Annotated in this window: 25 protein-coding genes and 1 tRNA gene; 12 read left to right on the top strand and 14 right to left on the bottom strand. The window is 68.5% G+C overall.

Annotation, left to right across the window (positions count from 1 at the left end):
* Positions 1 to 132: 132 nt before the first annotated feature.
* Complete coding sequence (locus IM689_RS12915) at positions 133 to 1179, top strand: YlbL family protein (RefSeq protein WP_193644303.1); 1047 nt, start codon at positions 133 to 135, stop codon at positions 1177 to 1179.
* Between the two features lie 15 nt (positions 1180 to 1194).
* Here the strand turns inward: IM689_RS12915 and IM689_RS12910 are convergent, their stop codons facing one another.
* Positions 1195 to 1722 (bottom strand): PPA1309 family protein, encoded by a 528-nt coding sequence (locus IM689_RS12910; protein WP_227484842.1) that lies wholly within the window; start codon positions 1720 to 1722, stop codon positions 1195 to 1197.
* Positions 1723 to 1861: 139 nt separating this feature from the next.
* On the opposite strand from IM689_RS12910, the gene IM689_RS12905 reads away from it, so the two are divergent.
* The 5 genes from IM689_RS12905 (at position 1862) to IM689_RS12885 (ending at position 7812) form a co-directional block, all read left to right on the top strand.
* On the top strand, positions 1862 to 4846 hold the full coding sequence (locus tag IM689_RS12905) for a UPF0182 family membrane protein (protein ID WP_319803886.1): 2985 nt from the start codon (positions 1862 to 1864) through the stop codon (positions 4844 to 4846).
* Between the two features lie 86 nt (positions 4847 to 4932).
* A tRNA-Met gene (locus IM689_RS12900) sits at positions 4933 to 5006 on the top strand.
* A 180-nt stretch (positions 5007 to 5186) separates the two neighbouring features.
* Positions 5187 to 6254, top strand: coding sequence for a hypothetical protein (locus IM689_RS12895; protein ID WP_193644302.1), 1068 nt, complete (start codon positions 5187 to 5189; stop codon positions 6252 to 6254).
* Positions 6255 to 6388: 134 nt separating this feature from the next.
* Positions 6389 to 6775, top strand: a complete 387-nt coding sequence (locus IM689_RS12890; RefSeq protein WP_129662659.1) for an RNA-binding S4 domain-containing protein — start codon at positions 6389 to 6391, stop codon at positions 6773 to 6775.
* A gap of 77 nt (positions 6776 to 6852) precedes the next feature.
* On the top strand, positions 6853 to 7812 hold the full coding sequence (locus IM689_RS12885; protein WP_193644301.1) for an endonuclease/exonuclease/phosphatase family protein: 960 nt from the start codon (positions 6853 to 6855) through the stop codon (positions 7810 to 7812).
* A 16-nt stretch (positions 7813 to 7828) separates the two neighbouring features.
* On the opposite strand, the gene IM689_RS12880 is transcribed toward IM689_RS12885, so the two are convergent.
* Both IM689_RS12880 and IM689_RS12875 read right to left on the bottom strand, forming a co-directional pair.
* Entirely contained in the window at positions 7829 to 10453 is a 2625-nt protein-coding gene (locus IM689_RS12880) for an FHA domain-containing protein (protein ID WP_231579485.1), read from the bottom strand.
* Positions 10454 to 10530: 77 nt separating this feature from the next.
* A complete protein-coding gene (locus IM689_RS12875) occupies positions 10531 to 11613 on the bottom strand; it encodes an FHA domain-containing protein (RefSeq protein WP_193644300.1) in 1083 nt (360 codons plus the stop codon).
* A gap of 223 nt (positions 11614 to 11836) precedes the next feature.
* Here IM689_RS12875 and IM689_RS12870 point away from each other — a divergent pair, with 223 nt between their 5' ends.
* Entirely contained in the window at positions 11837 to 13276 is a 1440-nt protein-coding gene (locus IM689_RS12870) for an NAD(P)/FAD-dependent oxidoreductase (RefSeq protein WP_193644299.1), read from the top strand.
* Between the two features lie 74 nt (positions 13277 to 13350).
* Here IM689_RS12870 and hisN read toward each other — a convergent pair whose 3' ends face one another.
* From hisN to IM689_RS12845, 5 genes are read right to left on the bottom strand one after another with little or no spacing between them, the layout of a single operon-like run.
* Positions 13351 to 14178: a histidinol-phosphatase gene (gene hisN / locus IM689_RS12865; protein ID WP_193644355.1), complete on the bottom strand. Its 828-nt coding sequence runs from the start codon at positions 14176 to 14178 to the stop codon at positions 13351 to 13353.
* 60 nt (positions 14179 to 14238) lie between these two features.
* The gene (locus IM689_RS12860; RefSeq protein ID WP_193644298.1) at positions 14239 to 15072 is read right to left on the bottom strand and encodes a phosphatase PAP2 family protein; all 834 of its coding nucleotides are present in this window, start codon (positions 15070 to 15072) and stop codon (positions 14239 to 14241) included.
* Positions 15069 to 16142, bottom strand: coding sequence for a ribosome small subunit-dependent GTPase A (gene rsgA / locus IM689_RS12855; RefSeq protein WP_129662671.1), 1074 nt, complete (start codon positions 16140 to 16142; stop codon positions 15069 to 15071). Before rsgA ends, IM689_RS12860 begins: the two co-directional genes overlap by 4 nt.
* 1 nt (position 16143) lies before the next feature.
* Positions 16144 to 17490: a 3-phosphoshikimate 1-carboxyvinyltransferase gene (aroA, locus tag IM689_RS12850; RefSeq protein WP_129662673.1), complete on the bottom strand. Its 1347-nt coding sequence runs from the start codon at positions 17488 to 17490 to the stop codon at positions 16144 to 16146.
* Positions 17487 to 18014, bottom strand: coding sequence for a DoxX family membrane protein (locus tag IM689_RS12845; RefSeq protein WP_129662676.1), 528 nt, complete (start codon positions 18012 to 18014; stop codon positions 17487 to 17489). The genes aroA and IM689_RS12845 overlap by 4 nt, the downstream gene beginning before the upstream one ends.
* A 110-nt stretch (positions 18015 to 18124) precedes the next feature.
* On the opposite strand from IM689_RS12845, the gene IM689_RS12840 reads away from it, so the two are divergent.
* The 4 genes from IM689_RS12840 (at position 18125) to rsrA (ending at position 20790) form a co-directional block, all read left to right on the top strand.
* Positions 18125 to 18964: an SOS response-associated peptidase gene (locus tag IM689_RS12840; RefSeq protein WP_129662678.1), complete on the top strand. Its 840-nt coding sequence runs from the start codon at positions 18125 to 18127 to the stop codon at positions 18962 to 18964.
* A 2-nt stretch (positions 18965 to 18966) separates the two neighbouring features.
* Entirely contained in the window at positions 18967 to 19629 is a 663-nt protein-coding gene (locus IM689_RS12835; protein WP_227484841.1) for an alpha/beta hydrolase family protein, read from the top strand.
* Positions 19630 to 19885: 256 nt separating this feature from the next.
* Positions 19886 to 20539 carry a sigma-70 family RNA polymerase sigma factor gene (locus tag IM689_RS12830; protein WP_193644296.1) on the top strand — a complete coding sequence of 218 codons (654 nt, stop codon included), beginning with the start codon at positions 19886 to 19888 and terminating at the stop codon, positions 20537 to 20539.
* Positions 20536 to 20790: a mycothiol system anti-sigma-R factor gene (gene rsrA / locus IM689_RS12825; RefSeq protein WP_047310275.1), complete on the top strand. Its 255-nt coding sequence runs from the start codon at positions 20536 to 20538 to the stop codon at positions 20788 to 20790. The genes IM689_RS12830 and rsrA overlap by 4 nt, the downstream gene beginning before the upstream one ends.
* A gap of 73 nt (positions 20791 to 20863) precedes the next feature.
* On the opposite strand, the gene IM689_RS15160 is transcribed toward rsrA, so the two are convergent.
* The 6 genes from IM689_RS15160 to IM689_RS12800 all read right to left on the bottom strand — a co-directional run bounded on the left by IM689_RS15160 (position 20864) and on the right by IM689_RS12800 (position 24698).
* Entirely contained in the window at positions 20864 to 20938 is a 75-nt protein-coding gene (locus IM689_RS15160; protein WP_369798754.1) for a 50S ribosomal protein bL37, read from the bottom strand.
* Between the two features lie 179 nt (positions 20939 to 21117).
* Positions 21118 to 21519 (bottom strand): superoxide dismutase, Ni, encoded by a 402-nt coding sequence (sodN, locus tag IM689_RS12820; protein WP_193644295.1) that lies wholly within the window; start codon positions 21517 to 21519, stop codon positions 21118 to 21120.
* 56 nt (positions 21520 to 21575) lie between these two features.
* Entirely contained in the window at positions 21576 to 21941 is a 366-nt protein-coding gene (locus IM689_RS12815) for a S26 family signal peptidase (protein ID WP_193644294.1), read from the bottom strand.
* Between the two features lie 50 nt (positions 21942 to 21991).
* On the bottom strand, positions 21992 to 22801 hold the full coding sequence (locus IM689_RS12810) for an amino acid ABC transporter ATP-binding protein (protein WP_129662687.1): 810 nt from the start codon (positions 22799 to 22801) through the stop codon (positions 21992 to 21994).
* Between the two features lie 22 nt (positions 22802 to 22823).
* Entirely contained in the window at positions 22824 to 23765 is a 942-nt protein-coding gene (locus tag IM689_RS12805; RefSeq protein ID WP_129662689.1) for an amino acid ABC transporter permease, read from the bottom strand.
* A 9-nt stretch (positions 23766 to 23774) separates the two neighbouring features.
* Positions 23775 to 24698 (bottom strand): ABC transporter substrate-binding protein, encoded by a 924-nt coding sequence (locus IM689_RS12800; protein WP_129662691.1) that lies wholly within the window; start codon positions 24696 to 24698, stop codon positions 23775 to 23777.
* Between the two features lie 290 nt (positions 24699 to 24988).
* Between IM689_RS12800 and IM689_RS12795 the strand changes: the two genes are divergently transcribed.
* Positions 24989 to 26452, top strand: a complete 1464-nt coding sequence (locus tag IM689_RS12795; protein WP_165357824.1) for a sugar transferase — start codon at positions 24989 to 24991, stop codon at positions 26450 to 26452.
* The last annotated feature ends 76 nt before the right edge of the window (positions 26453 to 26528 follow it).

The raw sequence follows: 26528 nt of genomic DNA, 5'->3' as shown, positions 1-26528 counted from the left end.
TCGAACTCCTCGGCGTTCTTGCAGCCGCGGGTGAGAGGATGAGCGGCGGTCGGCACCTCGCCCCGTACAACATCGAAAGGTCGCTATGAGTTCCCGCGCCTCCTTCGTCACGATCAGTCGGGCCCACTCGTGATGGCCCTGCAGCGTCGAACGAAGATCGTCCTCGGCGTCTTCCTGCTGCTCGTGGCTGCCCTCATCGCCTCCGTCGCGATCAAGGTGCCGTACGTCATCCTGCGTCCCGGGCCGGCTCCGGACACGCTCGGTTCGCTCGACGGCAAGCGCATCCTCCAGGTCAGCGGCACGAAGACCTATCCGACGACGGGTTCGCTGCGCTTCACGACGGTCTCGATGTACGGAGGCCCGGGCAACCGTCCGAGCGCCCTCGAGTACGCCTTTGCGCTCACCGACTCGCACGCGGAGATCTACAAGGAGTCCGATCTCTTCGCTCCGGAGACGACGAGGGAGCAGGTCGAGCAGCAAAACGCCGCGGAGATGACGGGTTCGCAGAGTGCCGCCGAGGTGGTCGCGGCCCGCAAGGCCGGATTCACCGTGCCGGAGACGATCGAGATCGCCGCCGTCTCCGAGAAGGCCGCCGCGAAGAAGCTCCTGCGTACCAAGGACGTCATCACGAGCGTCAACGGCGTGGCGGTGAAGGATTCGCCGACCCTGCAGCGGGAGATGAAGAAGGTGAAGCCGGGGGAGAAGGTGAAGCTCGGCATCACTCGCGCCGGCAAGCCGATGACGCTCGAGGTGCCGACACAGGAGGTCGACGGGCGTGCCGTCATGGGAGTGGCCCTCAACCCCAAGGCCTCCCTGCCCTTCACGGTGAAGCTCGCCGTCGGCGACGTGGGCGGCCCCAGCGCGGGCCTCATGTTCACGCTCGCGATCTACGACACGGTGACGCCGGGCCCGCTCACCGGTGGCAAGCACATCGCCGGTACCGGCACGATGAATTCCGTCGGCGAGGTCGGGCCGATCGGCGGGGTCAAGGAAAAGGTCGTCGGGGCTCGTGAAGAGGGTGCTACGGCGTTCCTCGCACCGGCCGACAACTGCGCCGAACTCAAGGGCAATGTGCCGGACGGGCTGAGCGTCTACCGCGTGGCGACGATCGACGAGGCCGTCAAGGCCGTCGAAGGCATTGCGAAGAACGACACGAAGGGCCTCGCCCGCTGCGGTTGAGGCGCCGAGAGGTCGTCAGCCTGCGAGAGTGGCCTTCAGCGCATCGACGAGACCGGGGGCGATGTTCGTTCCGATGGCAACCTTGTCGTCGCTGTCCTCGGCCTTGCGCCGTACGAGGGTGATGATCTCGCCGCCACGCAGTGCAGCGACGAGGAGGCGGACGTCCTCGCGCTCCGCGTGAGAGGCGAGACGCTCCGTCGTGGAGCCTCGTGTGCCGAAGGTGTCGGTCTGCGCGCTCGGCGGCACGATGATGCGCTCCACCGCGAGTGCCACGCCTTCGACGTCATCGGGCCACGCCGTGTGGCCGAGGGCCTTCTCGAGGTCGTCGCCGACGATGGCGTCCTCCTGCTCGATGGCGGAGTACTCGTGGGGATCAATGTCCCCGAGCACGGCTGCGAGCGCGGGCTGGGCGCGCAACAGTTCGCCGTTGCGGGCGAGTGCGAAGAGCCGGGGCGCCTGGCCCCACCCTTCGGAGGCGACATGCACCTCGGTCTCGAGCGCACAGCGGGTCAGGGGTGACAGGACGGGCTTGACGGCACTCATGGATCCCATCGTAGGCGGCCCGGGGACCCCGCCCGCACGCGTGAGGTGGGCCACGGGTTAGGTTGAGGCAGAACGCTGGAACGAGTCTGCGCGCTGAGCGCGAACGAACGCGCGCTGCGCGGGTGAAGGGGTGGGGCCGGTGCCTGCAGATCGGGTGCCCGAAGGCGGCGAGCAGCAGGTTGCTCTCGACCCCCGTTCGGTCAAGCGTGCGAGGCGCCTCGGGCTCGTCGTCGGTGGGCTCATCGCAGCGATCTTCCTCGTTCGGCTCGTCGCCGGCGCGTGGACGCAGTGGGCCTGGTTCGACTCCGTCGGCTTCGTCGGCGTGCTGCGAACCCAGTGGATCACCCAGGGCGTGCTGTTCGTCATCGGGGCGCTCCTCACCGGCGGCGCGGTCTGGACGTCCCTCGCCGTGGCGCACCGGGCACGGCCCGTCATCGTGCCGGAATCCGACGATGAGCTCGTCATGGAGCGCTACCGCGGCGCCTTCGAGCCGATCCGTCGCCGAGTGTGGATGGCCGTCCCGGCGCTCGTCGGCTTCTTCGGTGGCGCGACAGCGGCCTCGCAGTGGAAGCTCGCCCTCCTGTGGTTGAACCGTGTTCCGTTCGGCACGAAGGACGCCCACTTCAACAAGGACATCGGCTTCTTCGTCTTCACCGTGCCGTGGCTGAGCTTTCTCGTCGGCTTCCTCACGATGGTGCTCATGCTCGCCCTCCTGGCGGCGCTGCTCGCGCACTACCTCTACGGCGGCCTCAACTTCCGCGGTGCCGGGGGAGGCGCTCATTCCCGCAGCCCCCGTACGTCGGCCGCGGCTCGCGTGCACCTGTGCGTCCTCGCGGCTGCGCTCCTGCTCGTGCGCGCCGGTTCCTTCTGGCTGTCGCGCTACGAGAGCACGACGGCTGCGGGATCGCGCATCACCGGCGTCACGTACACGGTCGATCACGCGATCATTCCGACGCGCGGCGTCCTCGCCCTCGCGGCGCTGTGCTGCGCGGCCATGTTCATCGCGACCATCGTGACGGGCACCTGGCGCGTACCGCTCGTCGGCGTCGCCATGATGACGGCGGTGGCGGTGCTCGTCGGTCAGGTGTATCCGGCGTTCGTCCAGCGCTTCCAGGTCAAGCCCTCGGAGGCGAGCAAGGAGACCCCGTACATCAAGGACGCGATGGCGGCCACGATGAGGGCCTACGGGCTCGGCGACATCGATCGGCGCAGCTACAGCGCGACGACCGACGCATCCGGTGGGCAGCTGCGTGGTGACACCGCGACGATGCGCGGTATCCGCCTGCTCGACCCCACCGTCGTCGGCGCCACGTTCCAGCAGCTGCAGGGGCGCGTGAACTACTACCGCTTCCCGGCCAGCCTCGACGTCGACCGTTACACGACGAACGGCGAGAAGCGCGACACCGTCGTTGCGGTACGCGGCCTCAACCTCGCTGGTGTGCCCGCCTCGCAGCGCAACTGGGTCAACGACCACACCGTGTACACGCACGGCTACGGCGTCGTTGCGGCCGACGGCGGAAAGCTCACGTCCGAGGGTGCGCCCGTCTTCGTCGAGAAGGACATGCCGACGAGCGGGGTGCTCGGCAAGTACGAACCGCGTATCTACTTCGGCGAGGACATGCCCGGCTTCTCCATCGTCGGCGGCCAGGGCGCTCGCGAACTCGACCACCCCGACGCCTCCGGTGAGCAGAAGCGCACGCGCTACGCCGGCAAGGGCGGCGTGGCGCTGTCGAACCCGATGAGCCGTCTCGCGTACGCCGTGACGTACGGCGACAAGAACATCCTGTTGTCCGACGCGGTGAGCGACGGCAGCCGCATCATCGACAACCGCGACCCGTCCGAGCGCGTCAAGGCCGTGGCGCCGTGGCTCACCACGGACGGCGACGTCTACCCGAGCGTCGTCGACGGGCGCGTGCAGTGGATCGTCGACGGGTACACGACGAGCGACAACTACCCGGGCGCGGCGAAGTCGAACCTTTCCGGTGCGACCTCGGACTCGACGACGGCGACCTCGCGCAACGTCCGTGCGCTGCGTGACGGCCAGGTCAACTACATCCGCAACTCGGTCAAGGCCACGGTCGACGCCTACAGCGGCGAGGTGAAGCTCTACGCGTGGGAGCCGAACGACCCGATGCTCAAGGCTTGGACGAAGGCGTTCGGCGGTTCGGTGAAGCCGATGTCGCAGATGAGCGCCGACCTCGTCTCTCACGTCCGTTACCCCTCGGATCTGTTCAAGGTGCAGCGAACGGTGCTCGAGACCTACCACCAGAACGATGCGGGTGAGTTCTTCAACGCGAGCGACCAGTGGCAGGTGCCGGACGACCCGACGGCCGGTGAGAACGCCAAGGGCCAGCCTCAGCCGCCGTACTACCTCACGCTCGCGATGCCGGGGCAGAAGGCGCCGAGTTACTCGCTCACGTCCACCTACATTCCGGTCGGTTCGCGACAGAACCTCACCGGCTACCTGTCGGTCGACTCCGACGCGGGCTCCGAGGCGGGTAAGAAGGCCTCGAGCTACGGGCGGGTACGCCTGCTCGAGATGCCCGGTTCGACCTCGGTCACTGGTCCGGCGCAGTTCCAGAACGACCTCGACTCGACGACGCGCACCTCCGCCGACGGCAGCGTGCCCCTCACGCAGTTCCTCAGCCAGGCGCGACAGTCCGGTTCGACGGTGGCGCGCGGCAACCTGCTCACGCTGCCCGTCGGGGGCGGCTTCCTCTACGTCGAGCCGATCTACGTCCAGGCCCGTGGTGCCACGTCCTACCCGCTGCAGCGCGCCGTCGTCGTCGGGTTCGGCAACAAGCTCGCATGGGCGCCGACCCTCGAGGCGGCACTCGACGATCTGTTCGCAGGAGACTCCGGAGCGGACGGGGCGCCGCAGCCGTCCCAGGACGACGCGAATTCGGGCAAGGACTCCGGGAAGGATTCGACGACGAAGCCGTCGACCTCGTCCAACGCAACGCTCGACAAGGCCCTGAAGGATCTGCAGAAGGCGTACGACGACGGGCAGGCCGCCATGAAGAAGGGCGACTGGAAGGCCTACGGCGAGGCGCAGCAGCGTCTGCAGAAGGCTCTCGACTCGGCCACGTCGGCCGCGCCGTCGGGCTCGGTCACGGCGAAGTGAGGCGCGTCGGTGGCGGCGTGAGGCACCTCACGCCGCCACCGATTTGCGTATTCCGTTCACCTGCTCTTAAAGTTGAGGCATACCGACGCGGGGTGGAGCAGCTCGGTAGCTCGCCGGGCTCATAACCCGGAGGTCGCAGGTTCAAATCCTGTCCCCGCTACTGCGGTCCCACGTCGGACCACAGAAGGCCCGGAACCTCACAAGATGTTCCGGGCCTTTTGCGTGCTCACGCAACAAGTTGGTCACAATGTCAGCTGGGTGTCCTCTCCGGGCCGAGCGCGTGGGACGATTCGTCTTGCGACGTCGTCGCGCCTTCTTCTGCGCTTTCCCCGGAGTCTTCGTGCCCTCTTCCCTCCTGCGTACGCGTCTGCGTCGCACCGCCGTCACTTCGGCGTTCTTCCCCGCACTCGTTCTCGGCGGGCTCGCCATCGCCCCCAGTGCAGCGGCCGCCGATGTCACGCCCCCGGTCGTGCTGACGGCCGACGACGCGGCGAAGGTGGCTCCGGCAACGACGGGCCAGCAGGAGGCTGCGGAGGAGACCGACGCGGCGAGGGCGACGCGAGCCCCTCAGACTGTGCCCGCAGCAACCGTCCCGTCCGCGGGCCCGGCCGCCGCCACAACGCTCGAGCGGTCCGCGACGGTGACACCTGCGCCGAAGCCCGCAGCCAGGATGCCGGTCAAGACGCCAGCGGGAGAGCCCACGTCGAAGCCCTCCGGCGCCGTGCCGGAGAAGGTCTTCGGTATGAAGGCGCCGAAGCACCCCGAGGACGCGACGAACGACGACGAGATCCTCGCCTGGACGATCAAGAACGCCTCGGTGGCCGAGCGTCACCAGATCGCGGAGGAAATGGGTATCCGCTATCCCGCGGCGGTCGAGATTCTCGGCTCCGTGTGCGACAAGGGCCAAGGCTACATCGGCGTCTGGGCGATCAACCTTGCGGCGACCGAAGCGCGTTGGAACGTCACCCTCGACGGTCGCGGGTACGCCGGCGCCCGAGTGCTGCCGCAGAGCCACGACTACGGAGCCATCGGTGTGCCGAACGGCCGCCACGCGGTCGCCTTCGTCAACCCGGCCACGGGTGCCGTCGGCGCCCGCACCTCGACGTCGCTGCGCTGCGGCGTCGTGGCCCCGAAGCCCGTCTCGAAGCCGATGACGCCGAAGGCCCCGGTCGCCACGCCGCGTGCAGTCGCCCCGCGCCCCGCGTCGCCCGTGGTGGCCCGTCCGGCTGCCGTGCCGGCAGCAGCGCCGCAGGCTCAGGCCCCTGCGGCCGTCGGACCGACTGTGCAGACCGACTACGAGGCGCCGGCGCACACGGCGGCGAGTTCTCGCGTGAGGCTGACGGGCCTGGCCGTTGCGGGGGTGCTCGCCGCAGGTGCGGTTCTCCTACGCCGGCGGTTCATGCACTGATCGCTCAGCCCTTCGACGTCCGTTCCTCGCTCCGGCGAGGAGCGGACGTCGTCTTTGCGTCTCCTCGAGGCTCCAGGGGCGTTCTCGGAGCGAACATGCAGTCGGGCCGCAGCCTGCCTGCCTAGGCTGAGCGGGTGAGCACTCCTGTAAAGCGAGGCAGCGTCCGCGTCGACGTGTGGCTGTGGTCCGTGCGCGTCTACAAGACACGCTCGGCCGCGACGAGCGGCTGCAAGGCCGGTCACGTGAGAATCAACGGTGTGAGCGCGAAACCCGCCACGAACGTCTCCGTCGGTGACGAGGTGCGCGTTCGTCAGCACGGCTTCGATCGGATCCTCGGGGTCGTGGACCTCATCAGCAAGCGCGTCGGCGCCCCCGTCGCGGCACGCTGCTACGACGACCGCACCCCGGAGCGCCCCCGCGAGGTCATCCCGCAGGTGCCCGTACGCGACCGCGGTGCCGGGCGTCCGACGAAGAAGGACCGTCGGGAGATGGACCGACTGCGACAGGTCTTGCGCGGATGAGCGGGTCCGGCCCCGCTGATTTCACGGCGTCGGCTCAGCGGCAGAGTGTCGGTCCGAGCGGTCGTGGAGTTCCGCCATTGCGGCGTACCGCCGGCCGGTTCGTGGCGGCCGCGTCGCTCGGGGTGGCGTTGCTCGCTTCCCTCATGTGGGTTGATGTTCTCGCCGGCAACGTCGTGCCGGTCCTTCAGGCCCTCACACCGGGGTGGATCATCGCTGCGTTCGGTTGCCTCGCCCTCACGCTCGTCGTGCGAACACGAGCGAGCTTCGTCGCGCTGGTGCCGCTCGTGGTGAGCACACTCGCTGCCGGCGTCGCGCTGAGCAGTCACCCGGACGTGCCAGGCGAGGTCGCAGCCAGGGCCGGCGATCACCATCTTCGTGTGCTCTCCCTCAACAGCGAATTGGGACAAGCGGAAACGGCCGCCGTCATGGAGGCGGTTCGCGAGACGAATCCGGACGTCGTCGTCTTCGTCGAGATGACGACGGCGCGTCTGCGCTCCCTCGACGACGCAGGCCTCGCCCAGCGCTTTCCGCACCGCTCACGCGGCATGATCGACGACGGCTCACGCGGGACCGTGATCCTGTCGAGGTTCCCGACCGAGACGCTGGACGCCGACACCGAGCTCGGCCCGTGGGATCTCCAGTCGCCTGTCGTACGCGTGCACGCACCGGGTGCACAGATCGTCGTCAAGGGCGTTCACACCTACCCGCCGCTTCGCGACGGTGTCGCGCAGTGGCGTCCCCAGCTACGGGCGGAGGGGGAGTGGCAGCGTGAGCGGACAGCCGAGCACGTCGTCATGGCGGGGGACTTCAACGCCTCGAGAGCCCACCCCGCGTTCCGACAGTTGTCCCGCGGGATGGTGGACGCCTATCCGCACGTCCACGGTGCTTGGCGCCCCACGTGGCCGATGGGCGGCTCGATCCCGGCCTTCAGCCAGATCGACCACATCCTGACCCGCGGCTTCGTGCCGGAGCAGGCGGGCATCGTCACCGTGGAGGGCACGGACCACGCGGGCGTCTGGAGCGACCTGCGCTACTGAGGCGCCCGCGCAGCCGTCACATGCTCTTGCGGCGGCGCGTGCTCACGAGGGCCACGAGGAAGGCCACGACGAACTGCACGATGAGGATGGCAGCGCCGAGAGCCCACTTGCTGCTGTCGCGCAGCCAGAACGGATCCCACTCACGCTCGCGCCCGGGGATGGTGAGGCTCTGGTGCACGTCGGCGGTCTGTGCGCCGAGCGCGAGACCCCAGCGGCTCGGGAAGATACTGCCCATGGCGCGCATGGCCGCCGAGTTGAGGTCGAACAGTCCGCCGGAGAACACCAGGGCGCCCATGATGACGATGACGAGCATCGGCATGACCTGCTCGTTCGTCTTCGCGAAGCTCGAGAGCGCGAGGCCGATACCGACAGCCGCGAGACCGGTGAGGAACGCGATGAGGTAGGTCTCGAGAATCGGGCTGCCGAGGGTGACCGCTGCGTCCGGAGCACCCTTGCCGAGGATGACGAGGGCCACCATGACGCCGCACTGCACGGCGATGAGCAGACCGTACGTGACGGCCTTGCTCCCGATGTAGGCGAACGGGGAGAGGCCGACAGCCTTCTCCCGAAGGAAGATCGGTCGCTCGGCGACGAGTTCTCGGATCGTCGCGGCGAGGCCCATGAACACCGAACCCATGACGATGAGCGTCATGATCTGACTCGATTCGGGGGTCAGCGTGACCTTGCTCGGATCACCCCCTGCGGCCGCGACTTCCTTCTCGAAGAAGACGGTGTGCAGCCCGTGGCTGCCCGGCACGAGCATGGCGAGGCCCGCCAGCGCGATGGGCAGCAGGAGCATGAATCCGACAAAGCCCCGGTCGGCCGCAATGACGCGGAACTGACGGCGGATGAGCGTCGACAGCTGGCGTCCGATCGTCTGCTGGCGCGGAGCCTTGTCCTCGGTCGTCGATGCCGGTGAGCGAGGTGCACTGAGCGGCGCGGAGACGTGGCTGTCCATGAGCGCAGAGCGGCGGAACGTGTCCTGCGAGCGCTCCGGGTCGTCGGTCACGGTGTTGAACACGTCGGCGTGGTCAGACGCGGAGAAGAACGGCAGCATCTCCTCGGGCGGGCCGAAGAAGGCCACCTTGCCTCCCGGAGCGAGCATGAGCACGCGGTCACACACGCCGAGGCTCGCCACGTTGTGGGTGATGACGACGACGGTGCGGCCGCCGTCGGCGAGGCCGCGCAGGGTGAGCATGACACGCTTGTCGAGGCCCGGGTCGAGGCCCGAGGTCGGCTCGTCGAGGAAGAGCAGCGACGGGCGGGTGAGCAGCTCCAGAGCCACCGAGGTGCGCTTGCGCTGACCACCGGACAGGCGCGCCACCTGGGTGTCGGCGTGCGCCGTGAGGCCGAGTTCGTCGATGACCTCCTCGACGCGCTCCTCTCGCGGCTCCTTGTCGAGGTCGTCCGGGAACCGGAGCTCGGCGGCGTAGCGCAGGGCCTGGCGGACCGTCAGCTCCGGGTGGACGACGTCGTCCTGGGGCACGACACCGATGCGGTGGCGCAGATCCTCGTAGTTGTCGTAGAGGTCACGGCCGTCGTAGTAGACCTCGCCCTCGGTGGCCTTCTGCGCACCGATGAGGGCCTTGAGCAGCGTCGACTTTCCGGCGCCGGAGGGGCCGATGACGGCGACGAGACTCGAACCTTCGAGGCCGAAGCTGACATCGTCGAGCAGCTTCTTGCCGTCGGGCAGGACGAACGAGAGGTGGTTGGCGACGAAGCTGACGTCACCTTCGTCCTCACTCGCGACGAGTCGGCCCTGCTTGAGCGTGAAGCGTGTGCGGCCGACGGCGAGCAGGTCGTCCTCGCGCAGGGTTCCGCGGTGAATGCGAGCACCGTTGATGTAGGTGCCGTTGCGGCTGCCGAGATCCTCGACGGCGAACGAGTCGCCCTGGGGGACGAGACGTACGTGCTGGCGGCTGGCGAGCAGGTCCTTGATGACGATCTCGTTCTCGAGACCGCGGCCGATGGTGATGGTGCCGGTCGGCGCGTTCATGGCCTGTGGAGCCGCACCCTGGACGGTCATGCGGCCGGTCGGCTGCGGTTCGACCTGCCCACTCCAGCCCTGGAAGACGTCGCCCGTCGCGCGGCGCTGTTCGGGGGCCCGTGGCGGGCGGGGGAGACGGATGGGCCCGGTCGTCGTGACGCCGGAACCGTCCTGGTTGGCCGGAGCAGCGGCCCTGGGGAGCGGGCCGCTCGCCGCCGTGGGGCCACCCGTGTGCGTGGCCTGAGTGTCACCGGAGGAGGTCTTGGCGCGCGGCATGGGTGCGGAAACGGGACCGGTGCCGGCGTGCTCGGTGGCGCTCGTGTTCGAGCCCGTGCGTTCTGCGGGGGCCGCCGAGATTCCGACCCGGAACGGGACGCCGCGTTCACCGCCGAGGCGAACACTCTCGCCGCCACGGAGTGCGACATATCCGCGCACCCGGTGTCCGCCGACCCACGTGCCGTTCGAGCTGTCGAGGTCGCGAAGCTGCCACGAGCCGTTCTCATGACGGATCTCTGCGTGACGGCGGGAGACGTCGGCGTTCGCGAGGGGCACGTCCGCGGCCCGATCACGCCCCAACGTCAACCTCTGACCTGGGGACAGCCGGATGCGGCGCCCCTCCACCTCGATGTGCAGCTCCTGCTGAGCGTCGTTCACGCTCGTCCTTCCCCTTTGGTACGTGCTCGAACGAAGCTGACCACCGGCGTGCACGCCCGCCGGCGGTCGCGTGGCGATCAGACCGAGACGAGCCAGCCGTCGCGCACCTCGAACGTCGAGGCGCCGATGCCGATGCGGTCGCCCTCGTGCAGGTGCGTCTGTTCGACGCGGCGGCCGTTGACGAAGGTGCCGTTGCGCGAGCCGAGGTCGCGCAGGAGGAGTCCTTCCTCGTCGGCGGTGATGACGACGTGACGACGCGAGACGAGCATGTCGTCGAGGACGATGCTGTTACTGCGGCTGCGTCCGATCGTCAGGGAGTCGTCCGGCAGGTCGTCGTTCTGACCGATGACCTGCGGCGGGTTCGACTCGTACTCCTGCGGCGTGGCGGCCGAGCTGGCCGAGCTGTCGGCGCCGGTCTGGCCGAGGTTCGGCGCCGAGGCGTAGCTGGCCGGCGCCGCGCTCGCGGACGAGGATCCCTCGTTCCGCTCGGGCCGGGAGCCGCCGGTGTCGCCACCGTCACGCGGCTGCTGGGGCGGTGCGCTCTCGTAGGAGCGAGCAGATTCGGCCTGGGGCGGTGCGCTCTCGTAGCGCGACTCATTCCCGTACGCACCGTGTGAGGCGGAATCCGACGAGGGGTCGCTCGCGCGTGGCGCGTGGTCACTGCGATCCGGGGCGTCGAAGCGCGATGCGCCTGATACACCCGACCAGCCGTATCCGGCGTTGTCGGGGTGGGAGCTCGAGATCTCCTCGGCGGTGGAGCCGCTGCCCGCCGCACCGGCCCAGCCAGGAGCGGATGCGGACTGGGCATCGGACGGGAAGGAGCGCGAGGCTCCGGCGTCCGAACCCGCATTCGGCTCGAAGCCCCACGGGTTACCAAGGGGCGCCGATGCTTCTTCGCCGTGCCCCGCCTCGTCGCGGCGGGGCACGCGTGCGCCCTCCTGCCCACCCTGCTGGTTCGGGTGAGACGCCTCGGACGAATAACCCCAGTTGCCCTGGGCGCCGAGGCCGGGCGCCGCCTCGCTCTGCGGGGGCGTCGGTTCGGGGGCCTTCGCTGCGGGGGCGTCGGGGCTCGGGCCCTGCCACGCCGGTTCGGCGCCGCCGGGCTGCGGGGCACTCCACTGGATGGCGTGGGGCTGCCTCTGGTTGTGCTCGCCGTTCATCGCACACTCCGTCGTCTCGTGTCGCGTGGCGCGACCGAATCGTCTGACTCGTCCTGGCCTCGTGCGCACGGGTCGAATCTCGTCCCGGCACACCTGTTTCAGGGCTACCCTACCGGCCGGTGCGCCCCACGACCCGCCCGCGCGGGTGAGTAAGCTTGGCGGCAGTGCGTGAGTGCGTGCTCGGGCCAGGCGAGACGCGCCGCGAGAGATGTGCGAGGAATTCATGGAGATTGAGAAGAAGTCCACGGGACGCCACCGCGTCGTCATCGTCGGCTCCGGCTTCGGCGGCCTCTTCGCCGCGACGAAGTTCAAGGACGAGGACGTCGACGTCGTGCTCGTCTCGTCGACGACGCACCACCTCTTCCAGCCGCTGCTCTACCAGGTCGCCACCGGCATCCTCAGCGAGGGTGTCATCGCCCCGAGCACGCGTGAGGTGCTCAAGAAGCAGAAGAACGTCGAGATCTTCATCGGCACGGTCACGGACATCAACGTCGATGCCAAGCGCGTCACGGCCGAACTGCTCGACTCCACTCAGGTCTACGACTACGACTCGCTCATCGTCGCCGCGGGCGCCGGCCAGTCGTACTTCGGCAACGACCACTTCGCCCAGTTCGCGCCGGGCATGAAGAGCATCGACGACGCACTCGAGCTTCGCGGACGCATCTTCGGCGCCTTCGAGACGGCCGAGCTCGCGGCGGCCGCCGGCCAGTGGGACGACGTGCGCTCTTTGCTGACGTTCGTCGTCGTCGGTGCCGGTCCGACGGGCGTCGAGATGGCAGGTCAGATCAGCGAACTCGCCAACCGCACGCTCGCCGACGACTTCCGGCACATCAACCCCAAGGACGCCCGCGTCGTCCTCGTCGATGCCGCACCGCAGGTGCTGCCGCCGTTCGGGGCGAACCTCGGCAAGAAGGCCCAGGGGCAGCTCGAGAGCATGGGCGTCGAGGTGCTCCTCGGCCAGATGGTGACGAACGTCGATGCCACGGGCATCGAGATGAAGACCGAGGACGGCACCGTCACGCGCATCGACTCGGTGTGCAAGGTGTGGGCCGCCGGCGTCGCGGCCAGCCCGCTGGGCAAGTTGCTCGGCGAGAAGACGGGTGCCGAGGTCGACCGCTCGGGTCGTATCGCAGTGCAGCCCGACCTGTCGCTGCCGGGCCACCCGGAGATCTACGTCGTCGGCGACATGATGAGCCTCAACAAGCTGCCCGGCGTGGCGCAGGTAGCCATCCAGGGCGGCCGTTACGCCGCGACGTCGATCCTCGCGCGTGTCAAGGGCCAGCCGTCCCCGGGCCCGTTCAAGTACTTCGACAAGGGTTCGATGGCCACCATCTCGCGCTTCTCCGCCGTGACGAAGGTCGGTCGCCTCGAGACCGAGGGCTTCATCGCCTGGCTCATGTGGCTCGGCGTGCACCTGTTCTACATCATCGGTTTCAAGTCGCGTCTGACGACAATGATCAGTTGGGCCTTGGCCTTCCTCGGCGACAACCGTGACGAGCGCACGGCCACCGAGCAGCAGGTTCACGCGCGCCTCGCAATCGACGAACTGGGCGACAAGTACCGCCCGAGCGTCGAGGTGCCGGGCCTGCTGGCCGAGTCCAAGACCAACCACGCCATCGAGGCCAAGGACGAGCCGGCGCAGATCGAGACGCCGAAGAACTGATCTGCGTCCCAGCGACACGACGAAGGCCCCCGCCGGAAACGGCTGGGGCCTTCGTCGTGTCGGAGGATGCTGTGTCACTCGCTCGGGATGTGGGAGGGCGCCGGGGAATTGTCCCCGAGGCGCGCGAGAACCTCGGCGTGGAGCAGGCCGTTCGTCGAGACGCCGTTGCCGCTCCAGCAGCCGTCGCGTCCGTCGAGACCGCTGAAGCGCCCGCCGGCTTCGGTGACGATGGGCACGAGTGCCGCCATGTCGTAGTCCTCGAGCTCCGGCTCGGGCGCGATGTCGACGCTTCCCTGCGCGACGAGCATGTGGGAGAAGAAGTCGCCGTACGCCCGTGAGCGCCATACCTCCTTGCTCAGGCGGAACAGGTCCATGTCCTTGCCCCGCTCGGCCCAGCCGTTGAAGGAGGAGTAGCTGAGGGACGCGTCGGCCAGCGAGTCGACCTTGGAGACATGGATCTGCGTCGCGCTCGTGAGGTTACGGCCGGTCCAGGCGCCGGCGTCCTTGGCCGCCCACCACCGTCGGTGCAGCGCGGGCGCCGCGACGAGGCCCACCACGGGTTCGTCGCCGTCGACGAGCGCGATGAGGGTGGCCCAGACCGGCACGCCGCGGACGTAGTTCTTCGTGCCGTCGATCGGGTCGATGATCCATCGACGCGGGCCCTTGCCCGTTTCGCCGAACTCCTCGCCCTTGACGGCGTCGCGGGGGCGAGCGCGCTTGAGGTTCTCCCGAACGACGCGCTCGGCCTCACGGTCGGCCTCCGTGACGGGGGTGAGGTCCGGCTTCGTCTCGATGCTCAGGTCGGGCGCGCCGAAGCGTCCCATCGTGATCTCCTCGACGGAGTCGGCGAGCACGTGGGCGAGCCGCAGATCGTCGTGGTACGGGCTGGCTTCTCGAAGAATGGGGGTCACCCCGTCACGCTACCCGGTCGGCGCGGGTGCCCCCTCTCGCCGCGTGCTCCGTCAGCCGGCGACAGGCGTGTCGCCGGCGTCGTCGAGGCGGCGGTGGCGGGTGCGCAGCAGGAGCCGTGCCGTGTTGACGACGATCACGAGTGCGCCCCACGCGACACCGAGGCACCAGCCGGCCATGACGTCGGTGAGCCAGTGGTGGCCGAGGAAGACGCGCGAGAGTCCCATGAGCAGGGCCCACAGCGAGCACAGCACGACGGCGACCGTGCGCACCCGTCGTGAGCGGGCGGTGAGGAACACGAGATAGGCGAAGAGCACCGCCGTCACGGTGGCGGTGACGGTGTGGCCGCTCGGGAACGATGGCGAGGACTCGTAGGGCGGCACCGCGAGGGCACGCGGCGGTCGAGAGCGCGCTGTGATGTCCTTGCCCGCTGCAGTGAAGACCAGAGCCGAGCCGAGCCCGAGCGCCAGGACGAGGAAGGGGGACGCGGTGCGCCGCAGCCATGTGAACACCGCGAGGAGAACCACGAGGATGATCGGGAAATAGACCGGCCCGCCGAGATGCGTGAAGGCGGTGACGGCCGAGTCGAGCCCGCCGCTGCGGTGGCTCACGGCCCAGTCGAGAACGGGCTCGTCGAAGCGGGCGAGATCGCCGCGTTCACGCACGCCCTCGTAGACCTCAGCGCCACCGGCGAGGCCGACGAAGAGCACGACGGCGCACACGAGGAGCACGAGCAGCGGGACGACGTCCGCACCGACGAGTCCGAGGCGGTGGGCCGCCGGCTGGAGCAGGCGGGCGAGAGCCTCGCCGAGCGTGCGCACGCCGCCGGCGACGCGACTTGCCTCTTCGGCAACTCGGGTGCGTCGTTGCTCCGTCGGCGGCGTCATCGCCGTTCCATGTGCTCGTCCTTGTCGGGGACGTCCCGGGAGCGCAGGAGACGCCGCAACGACTCCAACCGCTGTTGCCCGCTCTCACCGGCCCCACCTTCGGCCACGAAGGTATCGAGGGCACAGTCCGGCTCGTCGTGCGTGCAACCGCGTGGACAGTTCGCGGTGCCCGGCGCGAGATCGGGGAAGTGTTCGACGATCGTCGTCGGGTCGACGTGCGCGAGGCCGAACGAGCGGATGCCCGGGGTGTCGATAACCCAACCGCCGCCGGGCAACTCGAGGGCAACAGCGGACGTCGACGTGTGGCGACCGCGACCGGTGACGTCGTTGACGTGCCCGGTCGTGCGCGCCGCGTCGGGCACGAGCGCGTTGACGAGTGTTGACTTGCCGACGCCGGAGTGGCCGACGAGCACGCTGACGCGACCGGCGAGCCGTTCGCGCAGTTCGTCCAGCCCGTCGAGACGACGGGGCACTCGGCCACTGGAGGCGATGAGCTCCTCGCGCTGGTCGTCGCTCAGTTCCTGCGCCGACGTCACCGTGTACGGCACGTCGAGCGCGGCGTAGTTCGCGAGGAAGGCGGCCGGGTCGACGAGGTCGGCCTTCGTCAGCGCGAGCAGCGGGTCGAGCCCCGCGTCGTACGCGGCGACGAGGCACCGATCGATGAGGCCGGTGCGCGGTTCCGGGTTGGCGAGCGCCGTCACCATGACGAGCTGATCGGCGTTGGCGACGATGACGCGCTCGTACGGGTCGGTGTCGTCGGCCGTTCGCCGCAGGACACTCGTGCGTTCTTCGACGCGCACGATGCGCGCGAGCGTGCCGGCGTTGCCGCTCGTGTCTCCGACGAGGGCGACGCGGTCACCGACGACGACGGGCGTGCGGGACAGCTCGCGTGCCCGCATCGCCGTGATGCGCCGACCGTCGAGCAGCACCGACCAGCGGCCACGGTCGACACCGATGACCATGCCGACGACGGCGTCCTCGTGCTTCGGACGATCCTTCGTGCGCGGGCGCGAATTCCTGCGGCCCGGGCGTACCCGAACGTCGGCCTCGCTCCAGTTGCGACCTGCCACGTCAGTGGGCTTCGGCGCTCGCGGAGACGAGTGCGCTCCAGCGTCGGTCGAACTCCGGCAGGGTCTTGCCGGTCGTCGCGATGTTCTCGATGACGACGCCCGGAACCCGCAGGCCGACCACGGCGGCGGCCATGGCCATCCGGTGGTCGTCGTAGGTGCGGAACAAGCCGCCACGCAACTGGTCGGCAGGGCGCGGGCGGATGACGAGGCCGTCCTCGGTCTCGGACACGTCGACTCCGAGGGCGCCGAACTCGGCCGCGAGCGCGGCGAGGCGGTCGGTCTCGTGGCCGCGGATGTGGGCGACGCCGCGGATGCGCGACTCACCGTCGGCCAACGCGCAAAGCGCGACGACGACGGGCGTCAGTTCCGAGGCCTCCGCGAGATCGACGTCGATGCCGCGCAGCTGCTGCGGGCCGGTGACGCGCAGACCCTCACGGTCGAGGGTGCACGTGGCGCCCATGCGCTCGAGCACGTCACGGATCTGGTCGCCCGGTTGCGTCGTGTACGTGGGCCAGTCCGCCATGGACACCTCACCGCCGGTGACGGCAGCAGCCGCGAGGAAGGGCGCGGCGTTCGACAGGTCGGGCTCGACCATGACGTCGAGGGAACGGATGTCGCTCGGCTCGACGGTCCAGCTCCAGGCGCCGTCGTTCTCGTCGACCTCGATGACGACGCCCGCGTCGCGCAGCACCTCGACGGTCATGTCGATGTGCGGGATGCTCGGCAGCGCCTCGCCGGTGTGAACGACCGTGACGCCCTCGCTGAAGCGCGCGCCCGCGAGGAGGAGTGCGGAGACGAACTGGGAACTCGTGGAGGCGTCGACCTCGACGCGGCCACCGTCCACGCGGCCCTGGCCGCGCACTGTGAACGGCAGGGCGCTCGCGGGGCCACCGTCGGCGTCCTCGACAGGTACGCCCAGCTCGATGAGGGCCTTGAGCACGGGGCCCATGGGGCGCTTGCGGGCGTGCGGGTCGCCATCGAAGGTGACCGGGCCGTCGGCGAGCGCGGCGACCGGCGGCAGGAACCGCATCACGGTGCCGGCGAGGCCGCAGTCGACGTTCGCAGGCCCCCGCAGGTCACCGGGCACGACGTGCCAGTCGGCGCCTTCGGGGGAGTCGCCCTCGACGTCGTCGACGCGGACACCGAGGCTGCGCAGGGCCTCGGCCATGAGCAGCGTGTCGCGGGAGCGCAGTGGCGCTCGCAGGAGCGATTCGTCGTCGGCGAGCGCTGCGAGGACGAGGTAGCGGTTGGTGAGGGATTTGGAACCGGGGACGCTGAACGTGCCGACGACCGACCGGCGCGCCACGGGGGCGGGCCAGTCGGTCGTCACGGGACTACCAGGGGTCATGAGGGAAGCGCGTTTCCTGCCTGGGCGGCGAGGAGCTTCGCCTCGCGACGGGCAGTCTTGGCCGCACGGGCGGCCTCACGGCGCGAGGTCTTCACGCCGTGCGAGGCGCGCCAGGCGAGGCCCGGCTTGCCCGCGGTGTCGGCGGCCGCGAGCAGCACTCCGCCCACGATCGCGACGGTGCGGAAGAAGTTCGACTGTTTGCGGCCGCGAGCGGCCGGGTCCTTCTCGGCCCAGAAGGCGTCGTGCATGTAGGCGTTCGCACCGACGGTCGGCGTCAGCAGCGCCGCCGAAAGGCGCGGGAACTTGCCGAGCGCGAGCGCGGCACCGGCGCCACCCATGAGGGCGCCCTGGGCCTTGACGACGAGCTCGGGGTCGTTCGGCACCTTCTTGCCGCTCTCGCGGCTGACGAACTCGACGAACGGCGCGGCCTCCTCGGCCTGCGACTGGGTGTTCTTGAACGCCTTGGCAGCCTCGTTGAGGAAGTAGCTGGCGAGAGCCGCGCGGGCGATACGACGAATGGGCATCGTGTCCTCCTTGGTCGAATGATCTCTACCTCCAACTTAGTCGGCGTCGTGCGACGTCGCGACCTCCCGGGCCGGAACGTTTTCCGGACGATGCCCCTACGCTGGGACTCATGTGTGGCAGGTATGCGGCCAGCGCCGGGGCGGGTGAGCTCGTCGAGGAGTTCGAGGTGGACGTCGACGCGAGTGGGGAAGCGACGCGTTCGCTCCTCGTTTCGGCGCAGGAACCGCCGGTGGGGGCGCCCGACTACAACATGGCGCCGACAAAGCAGGCGCCCGTCGTGCTCACGCGTGCGAGCAAGCTCGACGACGGCAGCCGCGGCGAGCCCACCCGGCAGCTGCGCCACCTCACGTGGGGTCTCGTGCCGTCGTGGTCGAAGGACACGAAGGTCGGGTTGCGGATGATCAACGCGCGCGCCGAGACCTTGCTGGACAAGGCCTCGTTCGCGAAGGCCGCGAAGGCGCGCCGCTGCCTCGTGCCGGCCGCCGGCTGGTACGAGTGGCAGGTCTCGCCGGTGGCGCACGACGCCAAGGGCAAGCCGCGCAAGCAGCCGTTCTACATGCACCGCACCGACGGTCACGACACCGCGTTCGCCGGCATCTACGAGTTCTGGCGTGACCGGACGCTGCCCGAGGGCGACCCGGACGCGTGGGTCGTCTCCTTCTCGATCATCACGACGAGCGCGGGCGAGGGGCTGGACCGCATCCACGACCGTCAGCCGCTCAGCCTCGAGCGGGAGCAGTGGGACGACTGGCTCGACCCGTCGCTCACCGACGAGGCCGACGTGGCGGCCTTCCTGCGCCCGGGGGACAGTTCACCCTTCGAGGCGTATCCCATCTCCAGCGCGGTGAGCGCGACGCGCAACAACGGCCCCGGTCTGCTCACCCCGCTGCCGAGCGACCAGCTCGTCGGGGTCCTCGATCCCGTCACCGGCGAGATCATCGGAGGCTGATGATGGCGACGTCCGTTCCGCCGACCCGCGCCCACCGCAGGCTCGACGTCGAGACACTCCGCGGCACCGCCCGCGTCTACGTCGTCGACCCCAACGGCGCCGCTGACGGCACGCTCGTCCTCGGCCACGGAGCCGGCAAGGGCACGAACACCCCCGATCTCGACGGACTCACGGCGCTGGCCGACGACGGCAGGCGCGTCGTGCTCGTCGACCAGCCGTGGGTCGTCGCCGGACGGCGCCTCGCCACCCCACCCAAGACCCTCGACGAAGCGTGGCTCGCCGTGATCGAGCACCTACGCGCGGCGGGGGAGATCGAGGGCCGGTTCGTGCAGGGCGGACGCTCGGCCGGGGCCCGTGTCGCCTGTCGCACGGCGGCGCAGTGCGGCGCGGACGCCGTCGTGGCACTCGCGTTCCCCCTCATGCCGCCGGGCAAGCTCGACGTGCCCGAGAAGTGGCGCACGAGTGAAGCACAGAGCGTCGTCGAGGCCGAGATCCCGCTCCTTGTCGTGCAGGGCGCGACGGACACGTTCGGCGGACCCGACGCGGTGCGCGACGCCGTTCCAGGTGCGCAGGTCGTCGGCGTCCAGGGGCCGCACGGTTTCAGCAAGAACCCGACCGATGTCGTCGACGCGGTTCGAGGCTGGCTGACGAACCTCTCTGAGTGAGGGTGCGTCCGATTGAGTGACACGAGCCTGTCCTCGGCCGAATTCCCTTTCGGGAATGACGTTCATCCACCTCCTGTTGACGTGAGCGAACAGCAAGCCCGCCCGCGGGCTTTCGAGGAACCGAAAGTGAATCAGGATGCTTGTCACACCTGTGGTGCCGGTGGAGCCGTCCGGCCTGAGCCTTGGGGTCGGCTTCGCGGCCACGCCCCCGCAACGCGCTCGTGCCGCGTCGCGACCCGCGCTAGGGTTGAAGGCGATGAGTGAGAACACCACGGTCGACGCCGAGAGCTCCACGGACTCCGCCGCCACCGACCCGAGCACGGAGACCCCGGCGGAGCGCGCCGCGCGTTTCGAGCGCGATGCCATGCCGTACCTCGACCAGCTCTACAGCGCCGCCCTGCGCACAACGCGCAATCCCAGCGACGCCGAGGACCTCGTCCAGGAGACGTTCGCGAAGGCCTTCGCGGCCTTCCACCAGTACAAGCCGGGCACGAACCTCAAGGCGTGGCTGTACCGCATCCAGACCAACACCTACATCAACAGTTACCGCAAGAAGCAGCGTCAGCCGCTCGAGTCGGATGCTGCCGAGGTGGAGGACTACCAGCTGGCCCGCGCCGAGGCGCACTCGAGCACCGGGTTGAAGTCGGCCGAGAACGAAGCTCTCGACCATCTGCCCGACAACGACATCAAGCGCGCTCTGCAGAACCTTCCGGAGGACGTCCGCCTGGCGGTGTACTACGCCGACGTCGAGGGGTTCCCGTACAAGGAGATCGCCGAGATCATGGACACGCCCATCGGCACCGTGATGTCGCGCCTGCACCGCGGACGCAAGCTCCTGCGTGAGCAGCTCGAGGACTACGCGCGTGAGCGCGGCTTCCTCAAGGAGTCGAAGGGGGAGACGAAGGAATGAGCGACAAATGCCCCGACTACGTCGCCAACCTCTACTCCTACATCGACGGTGAACTCTCCGCGGAGGAGTACGAGGAGCTGCGTCAGCACCTGCTCGACTGCCCGCCGTGCCTGACGGAGTACGAGCGCGACATGCTGCTCAAGAAGCTCGTCAAGCGAGCGTGTGGCCGTGAGCAGGCGCCGGAGCAGCTCCGGTCCGTGATCATGACGCAGATCAGCTACAGCTACACCCAGGTGCGCTACGAGAACTGACGCCCCGAAGCCATGACGAAGGCCCGCTCACCCCGAATGGGGAGCGGGCCTTCGTGACTCACTGCATCAACGCTCAGGCGTTGGGCTTCTTACCGTGGTTCGCGCCCTTGCCCTTGCGCGAGCGACGCTTGCGTGCGCGCTTGCTCATCGTGAACTCCCTGTGTCGGGGTTAATTCCCCCCGAAAGTCGGGGGCCAACCTGTCCATTCTGTCACATGCGAGGCCGGCGACCACATCGCCGGATTCCTGCCAAGACGCCGAACGGCCCCGACCTGCCACGCAGGCAGTGTCGGGGCCGTTCGTTGCGCAGTACGCGAGCGGCGAAGGGTCAGCCCTTCTTCGTCTCGGCGAAGATCTCCGCGATGCGGTCGATCTTGGCGAGGAGCTCGTCGGCCTTGCCGGCGTCGAACTCACCCTTGGTGCCCGTGGCACCGGCGAGCTTCGTGGCCTCGTTGATGAGGGTGTGGAGCTCGGGGAACTTCTCGAAGTGCGGCGGCTTGAAGTAGTCCGTCCACAGCACCCACAGGTGCTCCTTGACGAGCTGGCTGCGCTGCTCCTTGATGACGACGGCGCGCGTGCGGAAATCGGGGTCGTTGTTGTCAGCGACCTTGGCGATGATGGCCTTGACCGACTCGGCCTCGATACGGGCCTGGGCGGGGTCGTAGACGCCGCAGGGCAGGTCGCAGTGGGCCGAGACCTCGGTGGTGGGCGCGAAGAAACGCTTCAGCATGGGGAACTCCTTCTGCTGGTGGTGGACAGTTGCCGAACAGCAACTCTGGTTCCAACCTATCGCTTTTCTCGCTTCTTCCGAAAGGTGGCAACCAAGGTGCGACAGCGTCGCATTGCCGCGACATGGCGCGGTTTTCGCGGCCACAGCACCCGTGCCAGCACCGCGTCGTTGGCGAGCGCACCGACCAGCCAGGAATCCACACCCTCACGGGTGCTGTCGCGTTCGACCCACCAGCCGTCGGAGCCGCGTGAGGTGACGCGCTTGACGGCGATGGGGCGCGGCCCGTCCGGCCCGTCCGGCAGCCGCACGATGTGAGGATCGCCGACCCGCGGGGGCGCGCCGTAGGCGGCGAGCAGCACGTCGCCGTCGACGTACGTGGGTTCCATCGATCGACCCCTGACGACGACGAAGCCCAGCTGCATGACCCCAGGGTAGGGGAGCAGCCGGGCTTCGCGCTGAGCGCCGTCTCGGGTCAGACGGCCTCGTCGGCCACGAGCGCCGCGACGGCTTCGTGCTCGGAGCGCATGCGGGCGAGGAACGACTTCGTCCGCTCGTGCTGGGGGTTGTTGATGACCTCCAGCGGCGGGCCCGTCTCCACGACGACCCCGGCGTCCATGAAGACGACCCGGTCGGCCACGTCACGGGCGAAACCCATCTCGTGAGTGACGACCACCATCGTCATGCCCTCGCGAGCGAGTTCCTTCATGACCGACAGGACTTCGCCGACGAGCTCGGGGTCCAGGGCCGACGTCGGCTCGTCGAACAGCATGAGCTTCGGCTTCATCGCAAGAGCGCGCGCAATGGCGACACGCTGCTGCTGACCGCCGGAGAGCTGGCTCGGGTAGTGCCCGGTCTTCTCACCGAGACCGACCCGCTCGAGCAGGTCGACGGCCTGCGACTTCGCTTCCGCCTTGGAAACCCCCTTGACCTGCACAGGCGCCTCCATGACGTTCTCGAGCGCCGTCATGTGCGGGAAGAGGTTGAAGCGCTGGAACACCATGCCGATCTCGCGACGCTGGGCCGCGATCTCGGAATCCTTGAGGCGGTACAGCTGCCCTTCCTTGTCGCGGTATCCCATGAGATCGTCGTCGACCCAGATGCGGCCGGCGTCGATCGTCTCGAGCTGGTTGATGCAGCGCAGGAACGTCGTCTTGCCCGAGCCTGAGGGGCCGAGCAGGACGACGACCTCACCGGGGTGGACGTCGAGGTCGATGCCCTTGAGCACCTCGTTCTTGCCGAACGACTTGCCGACGTTGACGGCGTGGACCAGTGGCTTGTTCATGTTGCCTTCCATGTTCACCCCGTCACCCGAAGCTCAGTGACTTGACCTTGGTCATGAGACCGCCGTCCGTCGCCGCGCCGCCGAAGCCGCGTCCGTACTTCCGCTCGAGGCGGGCCTGCACGAGCATGAGCACCGAGCAGATGATGAGGTACCACAGCAGCGCGGCGAAGTAGCTCGGCATGATCTTGTACGTGTTGTTCGCGACGACCTGCGCCTGGTAGAAGAGCTCGGCCGACACAGGGACGGCGACGAGCAGCGAGGTGTCCTTGACCATGGAGATGGCCTCGTTGCCGGTGGGCGGCACGATAACGCGCATGGCCTGCGGCAGGACGATGCGGCGCATCGTCTTCGAGCTGTCCATGCCGAGCGCTTCGGCTGCCTCACGCTGACCCCTGTCGACCGACAGGATGCCCGCGCGGGCGATCTCCGCCATGTACGCGGCCTCGGACAGGCCGAGACCGATGATGCCGACGGTGATGCCCGAGCTGATCGTCTTGACGTCGAGCGAGTAGAACGTCAGGCCGAAGTCCTTCATGAACGGCACACCGATGTCGAGCGTCGGGTACAGGTACAGCACGCCGAGGCCGAGGATGACCATGAGGACGTAACGCGGCACCGCGCGGAAGAACCAGGTGTAGACGAACGAGACGCCGCGCAGGACGGGGTTGTCCGAAAGGCGCATGATCGCGAGGAGGATGCCCAGGGTGACGCCGATGATCATCGACGCGACAGTGACGATGATGGTGCCCTTGGCCAGGCCCTCGAGCACCGGCGAGTAGTTCATCACCTTGAAGACGAACGGCCAGTCCCACTTCGGGTTGGTGACGAACGAACTGATCATCATCGCGATGACGATCGCGATGACGGCGACGGCAACCCAGCGCCCCGGGTGTCGCACCGGCTTGGCGTCGATGACGCCGGGCCGCTGCTCGCCCGGGGCGGGGGTCGGGGTGGAACCAGACATGGGGTGTGATCAGGCCTTCGGGTTCACCGGGAACTCGTTGACGGCGCCGTCACCGTTGTTCCACTGCTCGAGGATCTTCTTGTAGGTGCCGTCCTTCTCGAGAGACTCGAGAGCCTTCGAAAGGGCCTCGGCGAACTTCGTCTGGTCCTTCGCGACGACGATGCCGTACGGGGCGGCCTCGTAGACGGAGCCGACCTTTTCGAGCTTGTCCTCGTTCTTCGCGACAGCCCACGCCGTGATGGGGGAGTCGGCGGCGAACGCATCGACCTTGCCCGCGATGAGGTCGGCGGTGACCTTCGACTGCTCGGCCTCGACGACGAGCTTGTTGGCCTTCTTGCCCTCGGCAACGCACTTCTTGTTACGGGCCGGCAGGTCGTCGTCGGCCTGGACCGTGCCCTTCTGGACGCCGATCGTGAGACCGCAGGCCTTGTCGGCGTCGACCTTCTTCGGGTTGCCCTTGGCGGTGGCCCACGACGTGCCGGCGTTGAAGTACTGGACCATCGAGACCTGCTGCATGCGCTTCTCGTTGATGGTGAAGGAGCTGATGGCGAGCGGGTACTTGTTCGACGTGACACCGCCGATGAGCGAGTCGAAGCCGCCGTTCTGGAAGGTGAGCTTCAGGCCGAGCTTCGCGGCGACGGCCTTGAGCAGGTCGATGTCCATGCCCTGGATCGTCTTGCCGTCCGCGGCCGTGAACTCGTTGGGGGCGTAGGAGGCGTCGGTGCCGACCGTGAGCGTTCCCATCTTCGCGATGTCGGCGGGAACAAGCTTGGCGAGCGCATCGTCCTTCTTGACGGCCGGGGCCGCACTCGAGGACGAGGACGAACCCCCCGAACCGGAGTCCTTCGAGTCATCGAGCGAGTCCGAGCCACAGCCGGAGAGCAGGAGTGCGGCGGCGCCGAAAGCGGCGACGGCCGAAGTGGTGGTACGCATGGAGGATCCTTCCGCGGACGGGACGAGTCGCTCGTCCCAGTTGTGGGTTAAGAGTGCCACCCGGTTTGGCGCCGTGGAAGAACTACGCGCATTTGTGTTCCCGATCGTGACCTTTTTGGGCTGGACGCCGCCCCAGCCTGCGTTGGACGCCGGTTCAGGTCGTATTTGCGACCCCGTCAAGGCGTTCGCCGTGGCTCGAAGTCAGGAATAGGTCGAGTCGCATAGTGAGCGCTAAGATGCTTCGTGCCCCACCACTTCTCCCAGGCAGACCGAGGAATCCTGACACCACCATGACGACACCGACCGCGAAGCAGGGAGCTTCCCCGCGAAGCGACTGGCGACGCAAGATCGTGCTCGTCCTGTTCGTTCTCGACCTCGCCGTCGTGACGTTCAGTGTGGTGGCAGCCTTCTTCGCACGATTCTGGACGGCCGAGACGTCCCTCGAAGCGGTCGACGGTCAGTTCAAGCTGTATGTCGCCGTCGTTGTCAGCCTCGTCGTGGGATGGGTCGCGGCGCTCCAGTGGAACCAGGCCTACCACGTCGACGCCCTGGCCATCGGCTCCGACGAGTACCGAGGCATCGTCCGAGCGACGTTCGGTACGTTCGGCGCGCTCGCCATCGTCAGTGAGTTACTTCGTCTCCAGGTGGCGCGAGGCTTCCTCGCCATCGCACTCCCACTCGGGCTCGTGCTGCTCCTCATCGAGCGTGCGCTCGTCCGGCGCTGGATCGTCAATCGCCGCCGTCGTTTCCGGCTCGTCGACGGCGTCATCGTCGTCGGCTCGCCGCAAGAGGTTCGCTACGTCGCCGAGGGTATCACCCGTAACCCCGAAGCCGGCCTCGTCGTGCGCGGGGTGGCCACCGAGACTCACGATGTTCCGACCTTCGAGTTGGCCAACGGACTGGTGGTGCCGCAGATCGGTGGGCTGGCCGATGTTGTGCCGGCCGTGCACAGCCACCACGCGTCGATGGTCATCGTCGCGGGTCACAACCGCGTCAACCGCAAGCAGCTTCGCGAACTCGGGTGGCAACTCGAGGACACCGACATTCGTCTGGCGCTCGCGAGCCGTATGACGGATGTCGCGGGCCCGCGCATCCACTGGCGTCCGATCGAGGGCCTGCCGCTCATGAGCGTCGAGATGCCGCGCTACAGCGGCCTCAAGTACTCGCTCAAGCGACTCTTCGACGTCGTCGTCGCCATTGGCATGCTGCTCCTGCTCTCGCCGCTGCTCCTGCTCATCGCTCTGGCCGTGCGCCTCGACAGCCCGGGGCCCATCTTCTTCCGTCAGACACGCGTCGGCGTCAACGGCTCCCCGTTCAAGATGACGAAGTTCCGTTCCATGGTGCTGGACGCCGAAGCGCGCCTCGCCGCACTGCAAGCCCAGAACGAGGGCTCCGGCCTGCTGTTCAAGATGAAGGACGACCCACGCATCACCCGCGTCGGCAACGTCCTGCGCCGCTACAGCCTCGACGAACTGCCCCAGCTGTTCGACGTCGTCGCCGGTTCCATGTCTCTCGTCGGGCCGCGCCCGCCACTGCCGCAAGAGGTCGACGGGTACGAGACGCACGTCCACCGCCGCCTCAACGTGAAGCCGGGTATCACCGGCCCCTGGCAGGTCGGCGGACGATCCAACCTCTCCTGGGAAGAATCGGTCCGCAAGGACCTCTACTACGTCGAGAACTGGTCGCTCTCCGGCGACCTCGTCATTCTCTTCAAGACCGTTTGCGCAGTGCTCGCGAGGGACGGCGCGTACTGACCCTCCTTCCGGCCGTCTTCCGGCCAGGCCCCGAGGGGGCCTGACTCGGTGCGACAGCCGTTCAGGCACGCTCGCG

Origin of the sequence: Dermacoccus barathri (assembly GCF_015070805.1) — a bacterium.
GTDB lineage: Bacteria > Actinomycetota > Actinomycetes > Actinomycetales > Dermatophilaceae > Dermacoccus > Dermacoccus abyssi.
This window is presented reverse-complemented; position numbering and strand designations above follow the sequence as displayed.